The following is a 22,687-nucleotide window of genomic DNA, read 5'->3' on the forward strand; positions in this document are numbered from 1 at the left end:
TTGCGCACTCCGTCAGTATTCAAAGACTTGACAGCGGGCTAAACTGCCTTCGATCGCTTGTGCAAACCAGCGCAAACGCCTGCCCACGCTTGAATCGCGATCCGACAAGCGCTCTACCCCGAAGGTACAAAAGCCATGAATATGACCGACACGACGCGCAATACCGACGCCTACCAACTGCTCCGCACCCAGCAAGACGAGGCCACCAATACCTCGTGGTTCTTCATGCACAAGCACCAGCCCCAGCACGAACTGGGTTATCGAGCCTGCTTCTCCGTGCAACTGCTCAAGGAGCTGCATCTGTATCTGCGCCAGAGCGTGGAGCGCTCAACCCTGATCGGCGGCGACGTCGACGGCAAGCTCGCCCATCTGGTGCTCGGCTCCGACGCTGACGTATTCAACCTCGGCGGCGACCTCGAGCTGTTCGGACGCCTGATCCGCGAGCGCAATCGCGACCATCTGCTGGCCTATGCGCGACTGTGCGTCGAGGGCGTGCACGGCGTCTACGCGGCGGCCGCCACCAACAAGATCCATTCGATCGCCCTGGTGCAGGGCGATGCGCTCGGCGGCGGTCTCGAACTGGCGCTCGCCTGTCAGACCATCGTCGCCGAGAGCGGCGTCGGCATGGGCTTCCCGGAAGTGCTGTTCGACCTGTTCCCCGGCATGGGCGCCTATTCGTTCCTGCGTCAGCGCATCAGCGCCAAGCTCGCCGAGGAGATGATCCTGAGCGGCAACATCTACTCCAGCGACGAGCTGCACCAGATGGGCGTGGTCGACGTCCTGGTTCCGAAGGGCGAAGGCGTGCAGGCCGTCCACGAGCTGATCCGGCGCAACCAGCGCATTCCGCACGCCCGCGTCGCGATGAACCGCGTCCGCCAGACCTGCAATCCGGTGACGCTGGACGAACTGATGCGCGTGACCGAAATCTGGGTCGACACGGCCATCCAGCTCGGCGACAAGTCGCTGCGAACGATGGAGCGCCTGGTGCGCGTCCAGCAGCGCCGACCGCAGGCCGCCGCCGAACGCGCCGAGCCGGCACGCCCCGCGCTGCAGGCGGTCTGATCGATGCAAACCGAGCCGGCTCCCGGACTGCGCCGGGAGCCGCTCACGGAAATACCGGATCGGGCGTCGCCCGTGCTGCGCCAGCCGGTCCGCGCTCCTGCAGAATCTTCTTGAACGCGTTCTGCGCCTGCTCGAGCTGGCGCCGGATGCCCTGATTGCGCATCTTCCACTCGCGTGCGAGCTGCCAGTTGGCCAGCCGCATCGCCTCGGACGCCGCCTGCGCCAGGCGCATCGCACCGACATTGCCGGCCACGCCCTTGAGCGCATGGCAGACGTCGCGGTATTCGTCCCACTGCGCTTCCTCGGCCAGCGCGTCCAGCTGCACGATGCACTTGAGCGCGTCCTGCATGCACTCGTCAACGAACAGGCTGACGAATCCGGAGCCGAGGTGCAGTTCCTCCAGATCGTTGAGCACCTCGCGCGAGACGGTCTCGTCGCTCGCCGCCGGCAGTGCGCCGGCCGCCTTGGGCACGTCCTCGGGCTTCGCGCCCGACGCGATCTCGGCCAGCACGTCGAGCAGCCGCGATACCACGACCGGCTTGGCGAGAAAGACGTGGGCGCCGGCGCTCTCGGTCTCGGCGATCGTCCGCGCGGTCACGTCGGCGCTGAGCACGATGAACGGAATCTGCTGGCGACCGGCATGCATGACGCGCGACTGGCGGATCACGTCGATGCCGCTGACGCCGGGCATGTGCAGGTCGATGATGACCGCGTCGTAGACGGTCGTCTCGATCGCGTCGAGCACCGCCTCGCCGTTGTCGACGGCATGGATCTGATGGCCGGCCTTCTCGAGCAGCTTGCGCAGCACCGAGACGTTGGCGGGCTGATCGTCGGCGATCAGCAGGCGCATCGACCGCGCGCGTGCGCGATGGCGCACGAACGGATCGTCGAACGAGATCACGTTGGTGGCGGCCGAGGCCGGCAGCGGCGCCGAGGGATCTGCCTGCGCCGGCAGGCGGAACGGAATCTCGACCCAGAACACCGAACCGCGGCCGGCCTCGCTGCGGAAGCCGATCGTGCCGCCCATCTGCTCGGTCATCGCCTTGGCGATCGTCGTGCCCAGCCCGGTGCCGCCGAACCGGCGCGCATGGCCGCTCTCGGCCTGTTCGAACGCCTGGAAGATGCGCGCCTGCGCCTCCTCGGCGATGCCGATGCCGGTGTCGCGCACCTCGAAGCGCACGACGATCGCACCGCCCTGCTCGCGGACGCGGCTGACGTTGAGATCGACCCGCCCCTCTTCGGTGAACTTGACCGCGTTCGATACCAGGTTGATCAACACCTGGCGCAGATGACCCGGATCGCCGTGCACGGCCGCCGGGACGTCGCCGGCGACCGCGAGCTCGAACTGCAGTCCCTTGTTGCCCGCCAGCGGCTGCATCATCAGCTGCACGCTGTGCAGGACGTCGTCGACCTGGAAGTCGGCCGCGTTGTACTTGAGCTTGCCGGCCTCGATCGCGGAGATGTCGAGCACGTCCTCGACCAGCGTCAGCAGCGATCGCGCCGAGGCCTGCAGCACGTCGGCGTACTCGCGCTGCTCGCCGGTGAGGCGCGTCGTCAGCAGCAGATCGGACATGCCGACGATGCCGTTCAGCGGCGTGCGGAACTCGTGGCTCATATTGGCCAGGAAGCTGCTCTTGGCCTCGTTGGCGCGGCGCGCCTCCTCGGTCGCGCGCGTCAGCGCGCGCAGCAGCGAGGTCAGATAGGCCGGAATCGCGATCAGGCCGATCAGGAGACCCCAGGCGAGGATCTCGTTGGCCTGCCAGAACGGCGTGGTCAGGATGACCGCGAGGAACGATACCGCGCCCATCGCGACCGAAATCAGCAGGAACCACGGCCCGTAGCGCAGACCGTTGCCGATCGTCACCCACATGTTGAGCACGTACAGCAGCGACAGCTGCGTGCCCATGATGTGCATGTTGGCGCCGATGACGCTGTAGTCGACCAGCATGCCGATGACGCGGCGGACGTTGGACCGCGCCGGGCGGAACACGATGTGGGCCAGGATCAGGATCGACGCCAGCACGTCGAGCACGCCGATCAGCATGACCGCCTTCAGCGCCGGGTCGCCGTAGCCGGATACGGCGCCGACGCCGAACAGGTACATCATGCACAGCGCGACGATCGAGACGCGGACCAGAGCCTGCCCGTGCTCGCTGTCGGGACGGTTGGACAGACGCTCCTTGACGATTTCCAGCACTGACTGCATGAGTTGGCTCTGCCCGATCATCCAAGAGCACGACGCTCTTCGTCCCGCTGCGCGCTACGCGCCTGGCTCAGCGCGGCAGCGGGTCGGCCGCTGCGGTCAAAGTCCCAGACTGTGCGGCGCCAGCTTGGACTGCTGGATGTCGACGATCCGCGAACGATGGGCCAACAGGACGTCCACACAGGAGGGATCAAAAAGCGTGCCACGATGGGCCTTGATATAGTCGAACGCTTCCTCGGACGACCAGGCCGCCTTGTACGGGCGCTCCGAGGTCAGGGCATCGTAGACGTCGGCCAGCGCCACGATGCGCGCCGGCAGCGGAATCGCCTCGCCCTTCAGGCCGTCCGGATAGCCGCTGCCGTCCCAGCGTTCGTGGTGACGCAGCGCGATCAGCGCGCCCATCTGGACGAAGCGGCTCTGGCTGTCCTTGAGGATCTCGTAGCCGATCAGCGGGTGCTTGCGCATGACCGCCATCTCCTCCTCCGTGAGGCTGCCGCGCTTGAGCAGGATCGCGTCGGGCACGCCGATCTTGCCGATGTCGTGCAGCGGCGCCGCGAGGGTCAGGATGCGCGCATCCTCCTCCGGCATGCCGAGCTCCTCGGCCAGCAGCTCCGAGTAGTGCGCCATGCGCAGCAGATGGATGCCAGTGCCGAAGTCGCGGTATTCGATCGCCTTGGCAAGCCGGAACAGCGTCTCGCGCTCGCGCTGCTCGACCTCGCTCAGGCTCTGCAGCACGCGCTGCTCGAGCGAACGCGCGCGCTCCTTGACCGACTCGCCCTGGCGGCGCAGCTGCAGCAGATTCTTGCAGCGCGAACGCAGCTCGCGCGGCCGGATCGGCTTGACCATGAAGTCGATCACGCCGGCGTCGAGCGCAGCCTGGCGGATCGGCTCGTCGCCGACCACGCTGATCAGCACGATCGGCACGTCACGCCGCGCCATCGGGCGGCGGAACCGCCGCGCGAACTCCAGGCCGTCCATCTCGGGCATGCGATAGTCGAGCAGCAGCAGGTCCGCCGGGTTGGCGTCCGACCAGCGCAGCGCGTCGACCGGACTGCCGAAGTCCGACACCCGGATGCCCGGGCCGATCGCCTCGACGACATGCCGGAGCATGGTGCGGGCCGATGGCTGGTCGTCAACTATCAGTACATTCACTCGAGCTCTCCGCGACCTCCCGCGACCCCAGGCCGGCGGATGCCGCACCTGATGGGCATCGTCCGCCTCGGGACGACGACCGCTGCGGCATCCCGCCGTACGAGTCGATCGAGGCTAGCATAGGTCGATCCCGACACGAAATCCGGTCCGTACCGTGTCGTATGGCATCAGCCCGCCGGCCGCATGTACGGGAACAGCAGCACGTCGCGGATCGACGCCGAGTCCGTGAACAGCATCGCCAGCCGGTCGATGCCGACGCCCAGTCCTCCGGTCGGTGGCAGGCCGTACTCGAGCGCGCGGATGTAGTCGGCGTCGAAGTGCATCGCTTCGTCGTCGCCGGCGTCCTTGGCCTGGACCTGGGCCAGGAAACGCGCCGCCTGATCCTCCGGGTCGTTCAGCTCGGAAAAGCCGTTCGCCAGTTCCTTGGCATTGATGAACAGCTCGAAGCGGTCGGTCACCTCGGCGTCGGCATCGCTCTGGCGTGCCAGCGGCGAGACCTCGGTCGGATAGGCGGTGATGAAGGTCGGCTGGATCAGGGTCGGCTCGACGGTCTTCTCGAAGATCTCGAGCAGCAGCCGGCCCCAGCCGTAGTCCGGCTTGACCGCGATGCCGAGCCGGCGGCAATGCTCGGCCATCCGCGCGCGGTCGCGCAGATCTTCGCGCGCGATCTCGGGGTTGAGTTCGCAGACCGCATCTTCCATGCGCCAGCGCCGGAACGGCGCGCCGAGGTCGAGCTCGTTGCCTTCCCAGGTCAGCCGGGTACGGCCGAGCACGTCGCGCGCGCCGTCGCGGATCAGGCCTTCGGTCAGATCCATGATCTCCAGATACGTGGCGTAGGCCTGGTACAGCTCGAGCATCGTGAACTCGGGATTGTGTCGGGTCGAGACGCCCTCGTTGCGGAAATTGCGGTTGATCTCGTAGACGCGGTCGAAGCCGCCGACGACCAGGCGCTTCAGATAGAGCTCGGGCGCCACGCGCAGATACATGTCCAGATCCAGCGCGTTGTGATGGGTCACGAACGGGCGCGCCGTGGCGCCGCCGGGAATCGCATGCATCATCGGCGTCTCGACCTCGACGAAATGCCGCTCCGGCGCCTCGAGATAGTCGCGGATGAAGCGGATCAGCCGGGCGCGGATCCGGAACGCATCGCGCGCCTCGGGCGTCACGATCAGGTCGACGTAGCGCTGCCGGTAGCGCTGCTCGATGTCGGCCAGGCCGTGCCACTTGTCGGGCAGCGGACGCAGCGACTTGGTCAGCAGGCGCAGCTCGTCGACCTTGATCGACAGTTCGCCGGTCTTGGTCCGCATCAGAACACCGGCGGCACCGACGATGTCGCCGACGTCGCCGCCCTTGAACGCCTCGTAGGCGGCCTCTCCGAGCGTGCCCTGGTGGATGAACAGCTGGATGCGGCCGCTGCCGTCCTGCAGTTGCACGAAGCTGACCTTGCCCTGGATCCGCCGCAACAGCACGCGGCCGGCGACGCGCACGCGACGCGGCTCGGCCTCCAGCGCCTCGGCGGTCCAAACCTCGCGATCGGCGTAGGCGGCCTGCAGATCGGCGGCCTGGGCGTCGACGCGGAAATCGTTCGGAAACGCCACGCCGGCCGCACGCAGCGCGCGCAGCTTCTCGCGCCGTTCGGCGACCAGTCGATTCTCGGCGACCTCCGGAGACTCGCCGGCACCCGCTGCCGGCACGTCCGGCCGTGCCGGATGCTGCTGCTCACTCATGTTCATTGTCGTTTCGCACCGCTTGATGAAGATCGGACCGCCTGCCCCGCCTGCGCGTCACGCATCGACGCGTTTGGCACCGGCCTCGAGGCCGGACTTGAGGCTGCCCTCGATGAACTCGTCGAGGTCGCCGTCGAGCACCTTCTGGGTGTCGGAGCGTTCGATGCCGGTGCGCAGATCCTTGATGCGCGACTGGTCGAGCACGTAGTTGCGGATCTGGCTGCCCCAGCCGATGTCGGACTTGGACGCTTCCAGCGCATCCTTCTCGGCGTTGCGCTTCTGGATCTCGATCTCGTACAGCTTGGCCTTGAGCATCTTCATCGCGCGGTCGCGATTGGCGTGCTGCGAGCGCTCCGTCTGGCAGGCCACGACCACGCCGCTGGGCACGTGCGTGATGCGCACGGCCGACTCGGTCTTGTTGACGTGCTGGCCGCCGGCGCCGGATGAACGGTAGACGTCGGTCCTGAGGTCGGCCGGGTTGATCTCGATGTCGATGTCGTCGTCGACTTCCGGCGCCACGAAGACCGACGTGAACGAGGTGTGCCGGCGGTTGTCAGAATCGAACGGCGATTTGCGCACCAGGCGGTGCACGCCGATCTCGGTCTTGAGCCAGCCGTAGGCATATTCGCCCTCGACCCTGAACGTGGCGCTCTTGATGCCGGCGACCTCGCCGGCCGAAACCTCCAGCAGCTCGGTCTTCCAGCCGCGCGACTCGGCCCAGCGCAGGTACATGCGCAGCAGCATCTCGGCCCAGTCCTGCGCCTCGGTGCCGCCGGCGCCGGCCTGGATGTCGACGAAGGCGTTGGCCGAGTCCATCTGGCCGGAGAACATGCGCTGGAACTCGAGCCGGTCGACGCCCGCCGCGCAGCGCTCGACGTCGTCGAGCACCGCGCGCGCGGTCTCCTCGTCGTTCTCGGCAGCAGCCAGGTCGAGCAGCTCGGCCGCACCGCTCAATCCCTCGTCGAGCGCGCGGATGCCGTTGACGGTCTTGTCGAGCAGCGAGCGTTCGCGGCCGAGCGACTGGGCGCGCTCCGGGTCATCCCAGACGTCGGGATTTTCGAGCTCGCGGGTCACTTCCTCCAGGCGTTCACGCTTGACTTCGTAGTCAAAGATACCCCCGTAGCGAAAGCAGTCGATCCTGCAGATCGGCGATGCGCTGGCGGATGGGATTGAGTTCGATCATGGCTTGGTGAAATCGCGCGTCAAAGACCCTCAAGCTTAACAGAGTGGCTACCTCCGGCGTCACGGCTGGCCGACCGGCGGCGTCTTGCGGCGCCCCGGAGGTCGGCATGTAACATGCATGACTCGACTCGCCCCTACGTCGGGGCCCGGGCATCGAATGAAGAGACCGATGATCGACATCTTGCGACGCGCAGGCCGCTGCCGGCCGGTCCTTCCACTGGCACTCGCGCTCGCACTCGCAATGGCGTCGACCGGCGCGGCCGAGGCGCCGGCGCAGACCGCCGAGGCGGCCGTCGAACGCTGCCTGGCGCTTCGCCGCCGCGAACCGCAGACCGCGATCGCGCTCGCCGACGGCGTTCTGGCCGATCCAGACCTTGCGATCGAGCCGCGCATCAAGATGCTGACCTGTCTCGGCGACGCCACCCGGATCGTCGGCCAGATCGCGCGCGCGATCGATGTCGCCAACGAGGTGCAGGCGCTCGTCGACACCCACCCCGACCTCCCCCCCGCGTTCGTGCTGCGCGCGCTTTCACACGCCGGCGCAACGTTGCACAGCGCGGGCCGCACCTACCAGGCCGAACAGCTCTACGCGCGCGTCAACGAGATCGCGGCCAGGCAGGGCGGCAACGACGCGATCGTGTCGCAGATCGTGACCCTGATCAACATCGGCCTGATCCACGCCGACTATCTCGATTCGCCCGAGGTCGCCGACGAGCACTACCGCCGCGCGCTGGCACTCGCCGAAGGCATCGGACGCCAGGACGCCACGCTGCTCTACAACCTGGCGATCAACCAGATCCGGATGGGACGGCCCGAAGCGCTGGACACCCTGCTGCGCGCCGAACGGCTGGCCGAGGAGACCAACAACGTGCTGATCGGCGCCCGCGTGCGCGCGGCACGCGGCGGCATCCTCGCCGAGCGCGGCCGGATCGCCGAAGCGCGCGACCTGGTGCAGGAGGCACTGGCCACTCAGCACGCCTTGCCCGATCCGGAAGGCGAAGCCGCGAGCCGCGCCGTGCTGTCGGCCGTGCAGCGCCTGTCCGGCGACAAGATGGCCGCGCTGCGCACCGCCGAGGAAGCGCTCCAGGCGCTGGAAGGCACCTCCTCGCAGAAGGAGAAGGTGCAGGCCCTCGAGGCGAAGATCGCCGCCGAATCCGCGCTCGGCCGCACCGACGAGGTGCTCGCCTCGACCCGCCGGCTGCACGCGCTGCAGATGAACGCGCTCAAGGAGCAGCGCCTGGAGATTCTCGCGGATCTGCAGGCGCGCCTGCAGGACGCATCGGCCAATCGCGAGCTCGAGCGCCTGCGCCATCAGAGCGAGATCCAGTCGCTGAGCCTGGACAAGGCACGCCTGACCCGCAATTTCACGATCGCGATGCTAAGCCTGCTGGCGATCGCGGCGATCGCATTCGGCCTGATGCAATATCGCCGGCACCGCCTGCTGCGCGAGCTCAGCGCGATCGACCCGCTGACCGGCCTGCCCAACCGGCGCACGGCGACCAGTCAGCTCAACGCGCTGTCCGCGCCCGGCGGACGTTCCGACGTGCGCCACGTGCTGTTTCTGATCGACATCGATCACTTCAAGCGGATCAACGACAACTACGGCCATCATGCCGGCGACGGCGTGCTGGCGGACCTGTCGAGCCGTCTCAAGGCCGCGTGCCGCCCCAGCGACATCGTCGCGCGCTGGGGCGGCGAGGAGTTTCTCGTCGCCTGCGCCGACCTCAATCGCGATCAGGCCGCGGCGGTCGCCGAGCGGCTGCGCCAGGCGCTGGCGGGCGACTTCGAGCTGCTGCCGGGGCAGCCGCGCATGCTGACCGTTTCGGTCGGCTTCGCGCCGTTTCCGTTCTTCTCGGGCATCCGCAGCGGAGAAGCGGCGGCATGGCCCTACGCGATCCGTCTGGCCGATCGCGCCCTGTACGCGGCCAAGATCCGCCGCAATGCCTGGGCCGGCTTCTGGGGCGGCCAGGACGCCGGTGAGGACACGCCCGACCAGGTGCTCGAGTCGCCGGGCTCGGCGGTGATCGCGGGCACGATCACCGGCCTGGCCGGCCCCTGAGCGATCACGTTCACGCCGGCTGCAGGTGCTCCACGACCAGCTGGATCGCCTCGCCGCCGCGATAGTCGTCGGGCACCAGTCGGTACAGCGCGCGCACGCGCCCGGGCGGCGGCTGCCCATTCCAGCCCTGGAAGTGAATCGCATTGAGCGGCTCGGCGCGGCCGTGCAGCCGCAGGCTGAGCCCCAGATGCCGCTCGGCCACCACGCGCCATGCCGCCACCGCGAACTCGCCGTCGAAGGCCGGCTCGGCGAAACCCTGGCCCCAGGGTCCGGCATAGCGGAGCAACGCCGCCAGCTCCGCGGTGAATTCGTGCGGACCGAGTTCGCCGTCGCTCAGCGCGACCGGCTCGAAGAGTTCCGGCGATGCGCGCTCGCGCACGATCGCATCGAAGGCCGCTGCGAAGCGGGCGACATGCCCGCGCGCCAGCGACAGGCCGGCAGCCATGGCATGACCGCCGAAGCGCTCGATCAGACCCGGATGCCGTGCGTCGACCTCGGCGAGCAGGTCGCGCACGTGCACGCCGCGGATCGAACGCGCCGACCCGCGCACCTCCTCGCTGCCGGCCTGGACCGGCGCGCAGGCGACCACCGGACGATGCAGACGGTCCTTGAGCTTGGATGCGACCAGACCGACGACGCCGGCATGCCAGTGGTCCTCGAACAACGTCAGGCCGAGCGGCAGACCGTCGTGTCCGTGCGCATCGATCCAGCGCTCGACCAGCGCCTCGCCCTCCTCGAGCATGCCGGCCTGCACGTCGCGACGCTCGGCATTGATCGCGGTCAGGCGCGCGGCCATCTGCCGCGCGGCCGCCGCATCGTCGGTCAGCAGACACTCGATGCCGAGCCCCATGTCGTCGAGGCGGCCGGCCGCATTGACGCGCGGTGCGACCGCGAAGCCGAGATCGGCCGGCACCAGCATGGCGGCGCTGCGTCCGGCCGATTCGAGCAATGCGAAGACGCCGGCGCAGCCGCGGCCGGCACGCAGCCGGCGCAAGCCGGCGTCGACGAGCAGGCGGTTGTTGTAATCGAGCGGAACCAGATCGGCCACGGTGCCGAGCGCGACCAGATCGAGCAGGCCGCTCAGATCCGCCTCGCCGCCGCGCGCACCGGCGACGCCACCGCTTGCGCGCAGATGGGCGCGCAAGGCGATCAGCAGATAGAACACGACGCCGACACCGGCCAGCGCCTTGCTCGGAAACGCATCGCCCGGCAAGTTTGGATTGACGATCGCATCGGCGTCCGGCAAGCGCTCGCCGGGCAGATGGTGGTCGGTGACCAGCACGCGGATGCCGCGCGCCCTGGCCAGCGCGACCCCGGCGAGGCTGGCGATGCCGTTGTCGACCGTTACGATCAGGTCCGGCGGCGGATCGACGAAGGTCTCGACCAGCGCCGGCGTCAGCCCGTAGCCGTGAACGAACCGGTTGGGCACGCGGTACTCGACGCGGCGCGCGCCGAGCAGGCGCAGGCCGCGCACCGCCACCGCCGTGCCGGTCGCGCCGTCGCAGTCGAAATCGCCGACGACGCAGATGCGTCGGTCCTCGGCGATCGCGTGCGCGAGCAGCGCGCAGGCCGCGTCGATGCCGCCGAGCGCCTGCGGCGGCGCAAGCGAGGCGAGCCGGTACTCGACGTGGCCTGGATCATCGACGCCGCGGGCGGCATAGATCCGTGCGAGCACCGGATGCAGCGCGGCCAGCCGCTGTGGAATCGCCACCGCGCGATGGCGGATCGTGAGCGGCCTCACGGCGGCAGCGGCCGCACACGCCGCCAGAAACGCCTGCGGTGCGAGGCGCGGACCGTCACGCGCTGGCCGGAGACGAAGCCCAGTTCGATCGCCTCGCAATCGCCGCGCCGCAGCCGTGCGTCGAGCGGCTGCAGCCAGTCGCGCTCGAGCACGCCCGCCCGCGCGCTGCGCAGGTCGATGCCGAGATCGCGCGATCCGGCCGCGCGCGATGCATCCTCCAGACCGGCCGGATCGAACGGTGCCTCGGCGCCGCCGGCCAGGCGTGTCAGCGCGACCAGCACCGGATCGGCGGTGATGACGCGGGCGCATCGGCTGCTTACGCCGCCGGGCAGGCGTCCGCCGCCCCAGAACCACAGGCTGTTGATCGGCACCGCGCCGCGCGCGATGCGTGCGGCGTTGACCGGATGGTTGTGCAGCACGACCTGCGCTTCGTTGAGCAGCAGGCGCCAGCGCTTGCCGGCCGCACCCTGCGGCCAGTGCAGCTTGATGTCGTCGCCGAGGATCTCCTCGGGCGGCGGGCAGTCCGGAAAATCGGTGCCGGGCGACCCGGCCAGATACCAGCGCGCCGGCGTCGGCGCATCGATCGGGACGCCGCTGTCGCCGAACAGCGGCTTGAGTTCCTGCAGCAGGGCCGCCGTCTCGGCAGCGGTCTGCCCCAGATCGCCGCTGGCGAGCAGCCGCACCGTGGTGAGATCGGGACGCACGTAACACGGATCGGCACGCAGCCAGGCACCGTGCGCGGCATCGGCGGCATCGAGGCTGCGCGTCAGCGCAGCCGCCGGCAGTGCCGTGCCCGGCCATTCGACCAGGCTGCGAAGCGCCGCGGCGGTGCCCGCCTCGGCGTCCGGGCGCACGTCGCCGCGCGCGATCCATCCGGCCAGCACGCCGCCGGCGACCTCGGCCGAGGCCGCGCAATGCCGCAGTTCCGGCAGCAGCAGTCTGATTGACGGCACGCCGCAGCTCCGCCGGCGTCAGTCGCGATAGTCGACCGAGACGATCTCGTATCGCCGCGTGCCGTTCGGCGCCTGGAACTCGAAGCTCTCGCCCTGGCTCTTGCCGATCAGCGCGCGCGCGAACGGCGAGCTGACCGAGATCATGCGCTGCTTGATGTCCGATTCGAGGTCGCCGACGATCTGGTACGTCACCTCCTCGCCGCTGTCCTCGTCGGCCAGACCGACCGTGGCGCCGAACACGATGCGCGGCCCCTTCAGGCGCGACAGGTCGATGATCTCGGCAGTCGACAGCGCGGCTTCCAGTTCCTGGATGCGGCCCTCGACGAAGCCCTGCTGCTCGCGTGCAGCGGCGTACTCGGCGTTCTCCTTCAGATCGCCGTGCGCGCGCGCCTCGGCGATCGCCTGGATGATCGCCGGGCGCTCGACGGACTTGAGGCGCTCGAGCTCGGCGCGCAGGCGCTCGGCGCCCTTGGCCGTCATCGGTGAACGCTTGATCATGCCAGTTCCTTGTGCAGTTCCTGCAGACTGTGTACCGCACGGCTGTCGCGGAAGTCCAGCGAGTGCAGCAGGGCCTTGGCGCCGCTCAGCGTCGTCGAATAGGTCACGCGCTGCTGCAGCGCCTCGCGCCGGATCGAGAACGAATCGGAGATCGCCTGCTTGCCTTCGGTGGTGTTGACGATGAAGACGATCTCGCCGTTCTTGATCAGATCCACGATGTGCGGGCGGCCCTCGATGACCTTGTTGATGCGGTCGCAGGCCAGCCCGTGCGAGGCCAGGAACGCGTGCGTGCCGCCGGTCGCGACCAGCGTGAAGCCGCGCCGCAGCAGATCGCCGGCGATCGGCAGCAGGCGCTCCTTGTCGGCATCGCGCACCGACAGGAACGCCTTGCCGGGCTTGGGCGCCTGGATGTTGGCGGCCTCGTGCGCACGCGCGAACGCCGCGCCGAAGTTGCGGCCCACGCCCATGACCTCGCCGGTCGAACGCATCTCGGGCCCGAGGATCGGATCGACGTTCTGGAACTTCAGGAACGGGAAGATCGCTTCCTTGACCGAGTAGTAGTCGGGCACCACCTCGCGCGTCGCGCCCTGCGCGGCCAGCGAGCGGCCGACCATGCAGCGCGCGGCGATCTTGGCCAGCGCCACGCCGGTCGCCTTGGATACGAACGGCACCGTGCGCGATGCGCGCGGATTGACCTCGAGCACGTAGACGGTATCGCCCTGCACGGCGAACTGCGTGTTCATCAGGCCGACGACTCCGAGTTCACGCGCCATCCGCGTGACCTGGTCGCGCAGCTGCTCCTGCAGCTCGGGGCTCAGCGAGTACGGCGGCAGCGAGCACGAGGAATCGCCCGAATGCACGCCGGCCTCCTCGATGTGCTCCATGATGCCGCCGATCAGCACGTTGCCGTCGGCGTCGGCGATGATGTCGACGTCGACTTCGCCGGCATGGTCGAGGAAGCGGTCGAGCAGCACCGGCGAATCGTTGGACACGCGCACCGCGTCGCGGATGTAGCGCGAGAGGTCGGCGTCGTCGTGGACGATCTCCATCGCGCGGCCGCCGAGCACGTAGCTCGGCCTGACCACCAGCGGATAGCCGATCTCGCGCGCCAGCGCCTGCGCCTCGTCGGCGTTGCGCGCTGTGCGGTTCGGCGGCTGCTTGAGGCCGAGCTTCTCGATCATCTTCTGGAAGCGCTCGCGGTCCTCGGCCGCGTCGATCGAATCGGGCGAGGTGCCGATCACCGGCGCGCCGTTGGCTTCCAGTGCCCGCGCCAGCTTCAGCGGGGTCTGGCCGCCGTACTGCACGATGACGCCCTTGGGCTTTTCCTTGTCGATGATCTCGAGCACGTCCTCGAGCGTCAGCGGCTCGAAGTAGAGACGGTCGGAGGTGTCATAGTCGGTCGAGACGGTCTCCGGATTGCAGTTGACCATGATGGTCTCGTAACCGTCCTCGCGCAGCGCCAGAGCGGCGTGCACGCAACAGTAGTCGAACTCGATGCCCTGGCCGATGCGGTTCGGACCGCCGCCGAGCACGACGATCTTCTCGCGATCGGACGGCTCGGCCTCGCACTCTTCCTCGTAGGTGGAATACAGATACGCGGTGGTCGTCGCGAACTCGGCTGCGCACGAATCGACGCGCTTGTAGACCGGCCGCACGTTGAACGCGCGCCGCAGATGGCGCACCGCGTTCTCGTCGGTATCGAGCAGCTCGGCGAGGCGCGCGTCGGAGAAACCCTTGCGCTTGAGCGCGAACATGCGCGCGCCGTCGACCGCGGCGAGTCCGCCGGCCTTGACCGCCGCCTCGGTCGCGACCAGATCCTCGATCTGCACCAGGAACCACGGGTCGATGCGCGTCAGCGCGAACACGTCCTGCAGCGAGAGGCCGGCGCGGAACGCGTCGGCGACGTAGAACACGCGATCGGGACCGGGCTCCTTGAGCTCGCGCTTGAGGCGGACCAGGTCGTCGGCATTGGCGGGCACCAGGCTCGGATTGAGGCCGTTGCGGCCGGTCTCCAGGCCGCGCAGCGCCTTCTGCAGCGACTCCTGGAACGTGCGTCCGATCGCCATGACCTCGCCGACCGATTTCATCTGCGTGGTCAGCCGCGCATCGGCGCCCGGGAACTTCTCGAACGCGAAACGCGGAATCTTGGTGACGACGTAGTCGATCGTCGGCTCGAACGAGGCCGGGGTGCGTCCGCCCGTGATGTCGTTGCGCAGCTCGTCGAGCGTGTAGCCGATCGCGAGCTTGGCGGCGATCTTGGCGATCGGGAAACCGGTCGCCTTGGAGGCGAGCGCCGAGGACCGCGACACACGCGGATTCATCTCGATCACGACGACGCGGCCGTTCTCGGCATTGACGCCGAACTGCACGTTCGAGCCGCCGGTGTCGACGCCGATCTTGCGCAGCACCGCGATCGACGCATCGCGCAGACGCTGATACTCCTTGTCGGTCAGCGTCTGCGCCGGGGCGACGGTGATCGAGTCGCCGGTGTGTACGCCCATCGGATCGAGGTTCTCGATCGAGCACACGATGATGCAGTTGTCCGCCTTGTCGCGGACCACCTCCATCTCGAACTCCTTCCAGCCGAGCACCGACTCTTCGATCAGCACCTCGTGGACCGGCGACAGGTCGAGCCCGCGCTTGACGATGTCCTCGAACTCCTCGCGGTTGTAGGCGATGCCGCCGCCGGAGCCGCCGAGCGTGAAGCTCGGCCGGATGATCGTCGGGTAGCCGACCTTGGTCTGTGCCTCCAGCGCCTGCTCGAACGTCTTGGCGACTTCGGCCTTCGGGCAATCCAGGCCGATCTCGGCCATCGCGACGCGGAACAGTTCGCGGTCCTCGGCCATCCGGATCGCCTCGCGCGAGGCGCCGATCAGTTCCACGCCGTAGCGGTCGAGCACGCCGCGGTCGGCCAGATCCAGCGCGCAGTTGAGCGCCGTCTGGCCGCCCATCGTCGGCAGCAGGACGTCGGGCTTCTCCTTGGCGATGATCGCCTCGACCGTGGAGGCGTTGATCGGTTCGATGTAGACCGCATCGGCCGTCTCCGGGTCGGTCATGATCGTAGCCGGATTGGAGTTGACCAGGATGACGCGGTAACCCTCGCTCTTGAGCGCCTTGCAGGCCTGAGCGCCGGAGTAGTCGAACTCGCAGGCCTGACCGATGACGATCGGGCCGGCCCCGATGACGAGGATGGAACGGATGTCAGTTCTTTTGGGCACCGGCGTCGCCTGCAGCAGGAGTGTTCTGGGAGCGGCCGGGAGCGGCCAGGCTGATCGAGCGGATCGTCTCGCGCGGCACGCTCAGTTCGATGCCGCTGTCCAGTTCGATCGTCAGCACGACCGAGGTGTACTTGCGCAGGATGCCGCTGCGCGTCGTGTTGAGCGTGGTCTGGATCACGACGGTGTCGCCGACGTGATCCTCCAGCGTCGTGTACTCGACCGCGGCCGCCGGTGCCGGTGTCTTGCCGGCCGGTGCCGCGATCGCCGCCGGGACCGCCACTGCGAGCATCGCCGCGGCGAGCAGCCGGATCCGTTTGCGCATGGTGAAAGTCGTCATCACGCTTCTACGCCGCGAGAGCCGCGTGCGCCTCCATCTGATGGATGAATCGATCGAACAGACCGTCGACGTCGTGCGGCCCGGGGCTGGCTTCCGGATGACCCTGGAAGCCGAACGCGGGTGCGTCGACGAACGCCAGTCCCTGCAGCGATCCGTCGAACAGCGAGCGGTGCGTGGCCTTGACGTTCGCCGGCAGTGTCGCCTCGTCGACCGCGAAACCATGGTTCTGGCTCGAGATCATCACGCGGCCGCTGTCCAGATCGATGACCGGATGATTGGCGCCGTGATGGCCGAACTTCATCTTGACGGTCTTCGCGCCGGCCGCCAGACCGAGCAGCTGATGGCCGAGGCAGATGCCGAACAGCGGAATGCGCGCGCGCAGAAACTCGCGCGCCGCGTCGATCGCGTAGGTACAGGCGGCCGGGTCGCCCGGACCGTTGGACAGGAAGACGCCGTGCGGATCGAGCGCGAGCACCTCGGCCGCCGGCGTCGTCGCCGGCACCACCGTCACTTCGCAGCCGCGGTCGACCAGCAGACGCAGGATGTTGCGCTTGGCGCCGAAATCGTAGGCGACCACGCGCCAGCGCGGCGCCGGGCGCCCGAATGCCGTGCGGTCCAGATCGAAGCTGCCCTCGTCCCAGACGTAGGAGCGCTCGACGCTGACCTCGCGTGCCAGATCGGCGCCGTCCAGTCCGCCGAATGCGCGCGCCGCAGCGATCGCCGCATCCGCGTCGACGTCCGCGCCGGCGAGAATGCAGCCGTTCTGCGCGCCCTTGTCGCGCAGAATCCGGGTCAGCCGGCGCGTGTCGATGCCGGCGATCGCGACGATGCCGTTGCGCACCAGATAATCCGGCAGCGTTTCTTCCGAGCGCCAGTTGCTGGCCAGCAGCGGAAGATCGCGGATCACCAGACCGGCCGCATGGGCGCGATCGGATTCCGCGTCGACCTCGTTGCACCCGGTATTGCCGATATGCGGATAGGTCAGCGTCACGATCTGCCGGGCATAGGAAGGATCGGTGAGGATCTCCTGGTAGCCGGTCATCGCCGTGTTGAACACGACCTCGCCTACCGTACGTCCGGTAGCGCCCGCCGACAGCCCGTAAAAAAGGCTGCCGTCGGCTAGTGCGAGGATGGCAGGAGTAGTCATGCGTTCGCCTGTCGATAAGAAATGCGGGAAGTCAGCACCGCGAGATCGAAGCATCGGGTGCGGCATCGACCCCGGGCTGGTGCCAACCAGTCCGTGGGCGGACAAGAAAAGGGGATCGAGGCGAACAGCGATTTTAGAGTCGAGCTGCCCGGCTGTCCATCGAAGCGGGGGCACCGCGGCGTACAATGCGCCGATGACTGCGACCGCTCTCCCCGACGCGACGCCGCTGCTCGACGCCGAGCGGCTGCGCCGCCCCGACGTCCTCGTCCGCCATGCGCCATTCGCGTTTCTGATCGCCGAGGATCAGCTGCCGGCCGCTGCCGCCGACGCGCTCGATCGGGACTTCCCGCGCTACCGGTCGGCAGGCTTCTTCCCGTGGGAGCCCGACGACTGCGGACCGGCGGTCAACCGGCTGATCGAGGAGCTCACCGCGCCCGAATTCGCCGACCGGATCGGCCGCGCGCTCGGCATCGAAGGGCTCGGGCACCGCCCCAGCCTGGTCACGATCTGCCGCCATCTCAACCGCCGGCACGGCACGATCCACACCGACAGCCGCTCGAAGATCGCGACCGCCCTGCTTTATCTCAACCGCTCCTGGCCGGCGACCAGCGAGGGCTGCCTGCGCTTCCTGAACCGCATCGACGACATCGACGATCTGGTCGTACCCGAAGTGCGGCCGGTCTACGGCACTTTCGTGGTGTTCGGCCGCGCCGACAACTCGTTCCACGGCCATCTGCCGCACGAGGGCGAGCGCCGCGTGATCCAGGTCGCCTGGCTGACCGACGAGTCGGAGAAACGCCGCAAGACCCGGCGCGGCCGCTTCTCGCGCTGGCTCAAGCGGCTGCTGGGACGGCTGGACCGCCGATTCGGTGCCGGCCGCGGTCCGAACGCCGCTCATCCGCGCTGAATCCTGTCGAAGCGTTCGCACTATCGGTGCTGTTAGGCTTTCGTAAAATCGGTTAATATCGCGACCGATCGACCCGGCTGTCGCGACGCCTCTCAACTGGGGGAACTCGCGCCGGACCCGCGGGTCGAAGCGACACCCCTGCCCCGTGCGTCCCGACGACTGCCTCCTGATGAAACTGCGTTGCGCCAGCCTGCTGCTCGCACTGTCGCTTCCCCTGCTGGGGAACGCGCAGACGTCGGGCATGCCGCCGGCCGGCGAGCTGATCGTCGATTCCCGCCTGGTGCCGGAGCTGCCGGCGGCCCTGCTGACCCCGGACACCCAGGTCGTGCCGGTGTGGTCCGATGCCAACGGCCGCCTGGTCGCCCTGGTCGATTTCTCCAATACCGGCAGTCTCGCATCGCGCTGGTCGGCGACGACGGCCTCCGGCATCGCCGCCGACTGGCGGCTCATCGACGTATCGAACCTCCTCTCGGGCGGCCTGCGCTGGCAGAGCCCGCAAGGTCTTCACGTCGACGCCTTGTTCAGTCAGCAGTCCTGGTCGCGCAATGCCTGCATCGGCGCCGGAAGCGACTGCCTGTTCTCGACCGCGCCGGCGCCGGCCAGCGCCGGCTGGATGCAGGGCAGTCTCGGCCTGGGCTGGACATCCGGCAGCGGTAGCGGTGCGCTGGATTTGTCATACGGCCTGTCATGGCTGCGCTCGACCGAGCCGAGCGTGCCGTGGGGCTCGCCCCCGTCGGCCGTCTACGGCGACGGACTGGCCGATCTGATCCGGTCGCAGTCCGGGCTCTATCAGCTCGATTCGGCGGACGGCGTTGTCGCGAACGCGCGCATGCGGCTCGGTGACGGAACCCTGCTCGATCTCGGCGCCGGCCTCGGCCGCAGCCGCCTGACGCCGTTCGGCGGTGCGCCGTCGACGCTCGCGCTGCCGGGGCTGGACCTGCAGGAAACCAGCCTCAGTCTCGCGATCAGCAGCGGCAGCCTGCGCGGCAGCATCATCGGCCGCACCGCGGTGTCGCCCGATCCGCTGCTGACCGGCAAGCGCTGGACGACGTTCGACTTCGGCGTGTCATGGCGCACGCCGTGGCAGGGCGAGCTCAGCCTCGGCACGCAAAGCCAGCTGACGCCGGTGATCGACGCCAACGGCCGCGATGCCGAGGCCACGCAGAATCGCGTGCCGTACGTGCAGTATCGTCAGGACCTCTGAGTCCGCCGGCAGCGGTCGCCGGAACCGCTCGGCCATCGTTCGCGGCGTTTTCTTCGCAAGCCACGTGCTTCGCACCCGGTTCCGGGATTGCCACGGCGCGCCCAGTCGGTGAGCATAACGCTCTTTTCACGACTGCCGTTGCGATGCCGCCACCGCCACCGCCATCCGATCCGATACAGGCCCGCCTCGAGCAGTTGTTGCGCGATTACGGCGCCCGCGTGCGCCGCCTGCTGCAGTCCCACGGCCTCGATCAGCGTGGCATCGACCCGGCCGACGTCGAGCAGGAAGTCCGCATCCGCCTCTGGCGTGCGATCGAGCGTGACCGGTCTGCGGCCTTTCATGCGTCTTACATCCAGAGAGTGGTGGCGACCGCGGTCGTCGATGCCCTGCGCAGGGCGGAGGTTCGGGCAGCCGAGCCCCTGCCTGACGAGGACAGCGAGGCGTCCCCGCTCCCGGATGCGGCCGCCGGCCCCGATCGACAGGCCAGCGACAGCGAACGCATGGACGATCTGGCGCGCTGCCTTGATTCGATCCCGGAGCGGCGGCGCCTGCCGATCACGTTGCACCTGCAGGGCTTTTCGCTGCAGGAGATCGCCGATTCGGTCGGAGTTTCCGCCGAAGCGGCCCGAAAACTGGTATCGCGCGGCATGGACGAACTCAAATCCCGCCTGCGCGAATGTGGACATGGTGACTTCGATGAATGACAACCGCCTGGCCCAGCTCTACCGCGACCTGACCGCGCGCAGCGCCGGTCCCGTCGCTCTCGATGCCGACACGCTTGTCGCCGCTGCGGCCGGCTCGTTGCCGGCGGAGCGCCGCGAAGCCGTCGTCAGCCGCCTGGCCGCGTCGCCGGCCGAAGCCGACCTGGTCCGCATGCTGGCGGTCCTCGAGGACGATTCGCAGGCGCTCGCGACCGACCTCGCCCGCTACGACCGCAGCCACGGCCGCCGTCTCGACCGGCGTGCGCGCCCGATCGCGGCGACCGCACGGCGCACCAGGACGGTCCGCTGGGCCGGCATGGGCGCCTGTCTGATGGCCGTGCTCGGCCTGTGGTCGACGCATCGCATCGGTCCCGGCTCGATCGATGGCGCATCGAACGGAATCTACGCCGAGCACAAGAGCGACCGCATCTTCACGACCAAGGACAGCATCTTCGCCTGGTCCAACGGCGAGTCGGGCGCTCAAGGCGGACAGGACAAGCTGTTCCACTCGGAATTCAACGGCAGCTGATCGCCCCCGGCGTCGGCTCATCCCGAAACGCGAAGGCCCCGGTTCGAAACCGGGGCCTTCTTCTTTTTTGCGGCGGACCGTAGCGCCGATCGTGCCGATCAGGCGCCCAGGATCACGCGGTTGAGCCGCTGCACGAACGCGGCCGGATCGTCCAGCGCGCCGCCGCCGGCCAGCTGCGCCTGATCGAGCAGCAGCAGCGCCAGATCGGACGCGCGGCCCGGATCGGTCTCGGCCTCGAAACGCTTGACCAGCGCGTGCGCCGGATTGACCTCGAGCACCGGCTGGCTGGCCGGCACGTCGTGCCCGGCCTCGCGCAGCAGGCGCTGCATATGCAGGGCCATGTCGTGCTCGTCGAGCACCAGACAGGCCGGCGAGTCGGTCAGCCGATGGCTGACCCGCACGTCGCGCACGCGCTCGCCGAGCGACTGCCTGAGCTTGTCGACGACGCCGGCCGCGGCGTCCTCGACCTGCTTGCGCTGCTCGGCATCGGCGCCGCCGGCCGCCTCGAACTCGCCCTTCGCGACGTGGCGCAGCTTCTTGCCGGCGAACTCGCCGAGATAGCCGATCATCCACTCGTCGATGCGCTCGAACATCAGCAGCACCTCGACACCGCGCGCCTTCAGCGCCTCGATCTGCGGGCTGCCCTTGGCTGCGGCGAACGAATCGGCCGTCACGTACCAGATGACGTCCTGGTCGGCCTGCATGCGCCCGACGTAGTCCTCGAGCGATACGGTCTTGTCGGCGCTGTCGCCGTGCGTGGATGCGAAGCGCAGCAGCTTGGCGATGCGCTCGCGATTGGCCGGATCGTCGGCGATGCCTTCCTTGAGGACGTTGCCGAACTCGCGCGTGAACTGCGCGAACTTGGCCGGGTCGTCCTTGGCGAGTCTCTCGAGCAGGTCGAGCACGCGCTTGATGCAGGCGGCGCGAATCTGCGCGACCAGACGGTTGTCCTGCAGCAGCTCGCGGCTGACGTTGAGCGGCAGATCGTCCGAATCGACCACGCCGCGCACGAAGCGCAGCCATGGCGGCAGCAGCTGCTCGGCGCCGTCCATGATGTAGACGCGACGGACGTAGAGCTTGAGGCCCTTGCGCTCGTCGCGGCCGCCGAGCATCGCGTCGAACGGCTGCGCGCCCGGCACGTACAACAGCAGGGTGTAGCTCTGGTTGCCCTCGACGCGATTGTGCGTCCAGGCCAGCGGATCGTTGAAGTCGTGGCCGAGCGACTTGTAGAACGCCTGGTAGTCGGCGTCGGTCAGCTCGGACTTGGGCCTCATCCACAGCGCGGACGCCTGGTTGACGGCCTCGAACTCGCCGTCGGGCTTGCCGTCCTTGGACGCCTGCATGCGGATCGGGAACGCGACGTGATCGGAATAGCGCGCGATCAGGTCGCGCAGCTTCCAGCCATCGAGGAACTCGCGCTCGTCGGCCTTGAGATGCAGCACGATCCGCGTGCCGCGTTCAGGCACCGCGAGGGTTTCGAGCGAGTATTCGCCGGTGCCGCTCGACTCCCAGCGCACGCCTTCGGCCTCGGGCGCATCGGCGCGGCGCGTCGTCAGCGTGACCTGGTCGGCGACGATGAAGGCCGAATAGAAACCGACGCCGAACTGGCCGATCAGACGGCTGTCCTTGCGTGCGTCGCCCGACAGCGCATCGAGAAACCGGCGCGTACCCGAACGCGCGATCGTGCCGATGTTGTCGATGACCTCTTCGCGGCTCATGCCGATGCCGTTGTCGGTCAGCGTCAAGGTGCCGGCGTCCGGATCCCAGCTCAGATCGATGTGCAGATCGGCGTCGCCGGCGAGCAGCTCGGGGCGCGCCAAGGCCTCGAAGCGCAGCTTGTCGAGCGCGTCGGACGCATTGGAAATCAGCTCGCGCAGGAAGATCTCCTTGTGCGAGTACAGCGAATGGGTGACCAGGTGCAGGACCTGGGCCACCTCCGCCTCGAAGCGGCGGGTTTCAGCGCTTGCAGTCATGTGGGACGGTCTCCTCCCGTAGATGATCTGCCGCGCCTATGAGGGCGCCGGAGTCCGCTTTCAATCCGCCCAAAAAAACAAACCGGCCGCCTTG

The 22,687-nt window shown here is 68.5% G+C and carries 17 protein-coding genes; 6 read left to right on the forward strand and 11 right to left on the reverse strand.

The annotated features are described in order from the left end of the window. Positions 1-135: 135 nt before the first annotated feature. Entirely contained in the window at positions 136-1,062 is a 927-nt protein-coding gene (locus tag VMR06_RS15190) for a crotonase/enoyl-CoA hydratase family protein (RefSeq protein WP_325377811.1), read from the forward strand. 43 nt (positions 1,063-1,105) lie between these two features. Here the strand turns inward: VMR06_RS15190 and VMR06_RS15195 are convergent, their stop codons facing one another. The 4 genes from VMR06_RS15195 to prfB form a co-directional block, all read right to left on the reverse strand. Further along, positions 1,106-3,268 carry an ATP-binding protein gene (locus VMR06_RS15195; RefSeq protein WP_325377813.1) on the reverse strand — a complete coding sequence of 721 codons (2,163 nt, stop codon included), beginning with the start codon at positions 3,266-3,268 and terminating at the stop codon, positions 1,106-1,108. 96 nt (positions 3,269-3,364) lie between these two features. Beyond that, positions 3,365-4,465, reverse strand: coding sequence for an HD domain-containing phosphohydrolase (locus tag VMR06_RS15200; RefSeq protein ID WP_414648155.1), 1,101 nt, complete (start codon positions 4,463-4,465; stop codon positions 3,365-3,367). Positions 4,466-4,584: 119 nt separating this feature from the next. Continuing rightward, complete coding sequence (gene lysS, locus VMR06_RS15205; RefSeq protein WP_325377817.1) at positions 4,585-6,144, reverse strand: lysine--tRNA ligase; 1,560 nt, start codon at positions 6,142-6,144, stop codon at positions 4,585-4,587. Positions 6,145-6,201: 57 nt separating this feature from the next. Next, positions 6,202-7,327, reverse strand: a protein-coding gene (gene prfB, locus VMR06_RS15210; RefSeq protein WP_325377820.1) for a peptide chain release factor 2 whose coding sequence is annotated in 2 segments (ribosomal slippage) — positions 6,202-7,251 and positions 7,253-7,327 — 1,125 coding nt in all. Because the reading frame shifts where the segments join, the coding sequence is not laid out codon by codon here. Between the two features lie 240 nt (positions 7,328-7,567). Between prfB and VMR06_RS15215 the strand changes: the two genes are divergently transcribed. Continuing rightward, complete coding sequence (locus tag VMR06_RS15215) at positions 7,568-9,385, forward strand: tetratricopeptide repeat-containing diguanylate cyclase (RefSeq protein WP_325377822.1); 1,818 nt, start codon at positions 7,568-7,570, stop codon at positions 9,383-9,385. 10 nt (positions 9,386-9,395) lie between these two features. Here the strand turns inward: VMR06_RS15215 and recJ are convergent, their stop codons facing one another. Genes recJ through carA form a run of 6 tightly spaced genes read right to left on the reverse strand, consistent with a single transcriptional unit; the run spans position 9,396 to position 17,279 of the window. Then, complete coding sequence (gene recJ, locus VMR06_RS15220; protein WP_414648156.1) at positions 9,396-11,126, reverse strand: single-stranded-DNA-specific exonuclease RecJ; 1,731 nt, start codon at positions 11,124-11,126, stop codon at positions 9,396-9,398. Then, entirely contained in the window at positions 11,123-12,079 is a 957-nt protein-coding gene (locus VMR06_RS15225) for a phosphoglycerate mutase (protein WP_325377825.1), read from the reverse strand. The genes recJ and VMR06_RS15225 overlap by 4 nt, the downstream gene beginning before the upstream one ends. 18 nt (positions 12,080-12,097) lie before the next feature. Further along, positions 12,098-12,577: a transcription elongation factor GreA gene (gene greA / locus VMR06_RS15230; protein ID WP_325377827.1), complete on the reverse strand. Its 480-nt coding sequence runs from the start codon at positions 12,575-12,577 to the stop codon at positions 12,098-12,100. After that, positions 12,574-15,795 (reverse strand): carbamoyl-phosphate synthase large subunit, encoded by a 3,222-nt coding sequence (gene carB / locus VMR06_RS15235; protein WP_325377829.1) that lies wholly within the window; start codon positions 15,793-15,795, stop codon positions 12,574-12,576. The genes greA and carB overlap by 4 nt, the downstream gene beginning before the upstream one ends. Beyond that, entirely contained in the window at positions 15,779-16,117 is a 339-nt protein-coding gene (locus VMR06_RS15240) for a hypothetical protein (protein ID WP_325377831.1), read from the reverse strand. The genes carB and VMR06_RS15240 overlap by 17 nt, the downstream gene beginning before the upstream one ends. A gap of 22 nt (positions 16,118-16,139) precedes the next feature. Then, a complete protein-coding gene (gene carA / locus VMR06_RS15245; protein ID WP_325377833.1) occupies positions 16,140-17,279 on the reverse strand; it encodes a glutamine-hydrolyzing carbamoyl-phosphate synthase small subunit in 1,140 nt (379 codons plus the stop codon). Positions 17,280-17,472: 193 nt separating this feature from the next. Here carA and VMR06_RS15250 point away from each other — a divergent pair, with 193 nt between their 5' ends. From VMR06_RS15250 to VMR06_RS15265, 4 genes are all read left to right on the forward strand, one after another. After that, the gene (locus VMR06_RS15250; RefSeq protein WP_325377835.1) at positions 17,473-18,186 is read left to right on the forward strand and encodes a 2OG-Fe(II) oxygenase; all 714 of its coding nucleotides are present in this window, start codon (positions 17,473-17,475) and stop codon (positions 18,184-18,186) included. Positions 18,187-18,355: 169 nt separating this feature from the next. Beyond that, complete coding sequence (locus tag VMR06_RS15255) at positions 18,356-19,390, forward strand: hypothetical protein (RefSeq protein WP_325377837.1); 1,035 nt, start codon at positions 18,356-18,358, stop codon at positions 19,388-19,390. A 143-nt stretch (positions 19,391-19,533) separates the two neighbouring features. Further along, complete coding sequence (locus VMR06_RS15260; RefSeq protein ID WP_325377839.1) at positions 19,534-20,094, forward strand: sigma-70 family RNA polymerase sigma factor; 561 nt, start codon at positions 19,534-19,536, stop codon at positions 20,092-20,094. Continuing rightward, entirely contained in the window at positions 20,087-20,620 is a 534-nt protein-coding gene (locus tag VMR06_RS15265) for a hypothetical protein (RefSeq protein WP_325377841.1), read from the forward strand. Before VMR06_RS15260 ends, VMR06_RS15265 begins: the two co-directional genes overlap by 8 nt. Before the next feature lie 98 nt (positions 20,621-20,718). On the opposite strand, the gene htpG is transcribed toward VMR06_RS15265, so the two are convergent. Continuing rightward, positions 20,719-22,593, reverse strand: coding sequence for a molecular chaperone HtpG (gene htpG, locus VMR06_RS15270; RefSeq protein WP_325377843.1), 1,875 nt, complete (start codon positions 22,591-22,593; stop codon positions 20,719-20,721). Positions 22,594-22,687: the final 94 nt, after the last annotated feature.

Origin of the sequence: Dokdonella sp. (assembly GCF_035511235.1) — a bacterium.
In the GTDB taxonomy this organism is placed as follows: domain Bacteria; phylum Pseudomonadota; class Gammaproteobacteria; order Xanthomonadales; family Rhodanobacteraceae; genus Dokdonella.

Coding starts and splice junctions, on each gene's coding strand:
- VMR06_RS15255 (WP_325377837.1), top strand. CDS start 18,356: ATGAAACTGCGTTGCGCCAGCCTGCTGCTCGCACTGTCGCTTCCCCTG.
- VMR06_RS15195 (WP_325377813.1), bottom strand. CDS start 3,268: ATGCAGTCAGTGCTGGAAATCGTCAAGGAGCGTCTGTCCAACCGTCCC.
- htpG (WP_325377843.1), bottom strand. CDS start 22,593: ATGACTGCAAGCGCTGAAACCCGCCGCTTCGAGGCGGAGGTGGCCCAG.
- VMR06_RS15265 (WP_325377841.1), top strand. CDS start 20,087: ATGAATGACAACCGCCTGGCCCAGCTCTACCGCGACCTGACCGCGCGC.
- VMR06_RS15260 (WP_325377839.1), top strand. CDS start 19,534: ATGCCGCCACCGCCACCGCCATCCGATCCGATACAGGCCCGCCTCGAG.
- VMR06_RS15250 (WP_325377835.1), top strand. CDS start 17,473: ATGACTGCGACCGCTCTCCCCGACGCGACGCCGCTGCTCGACGCCGAG.
- greA (WP_325377827.1), bottom strand. CDS start 12,577: ATGATCAAGCGTTCACCGATGACGGCCAAGGGCGCCGAGCGCCTGCGC.
- VMR06_RS15190 (WP_325377811.1), top strand. CDS start 136: ATGAATATGACCGACACGACGCGCAATACCGACGCCTACCAACTGCTC.
- VMR06_RS15215 (WP_325377822.1), top strand. CDS start 7,568: ATGGCGTCGACCGGCGCGGCCGAGGCGCCGGCGCAGACCGCCGAGGCG.
- carA (WP_325377833.1), bottom strand. CDS start 17,279: ATGACTACTCCTGCCATCCTCGCACTAGCCGACGGCAGCCTTTTTTAC.
- lysS (WP_325377817.1), bottom strand. CDS start 6,144: ATGAGTGAGCAGCAGCATCCGGCACGGCCGGACGTGCCGGCAGCGGGT.
- VMR06_RS15240 (WP_325377831.1), bottom strand. CDS start 16,117: ATGCGCAAACGGATCCGGCTGCTCGCCGCGGCGATGCTCGCAGTGGCG.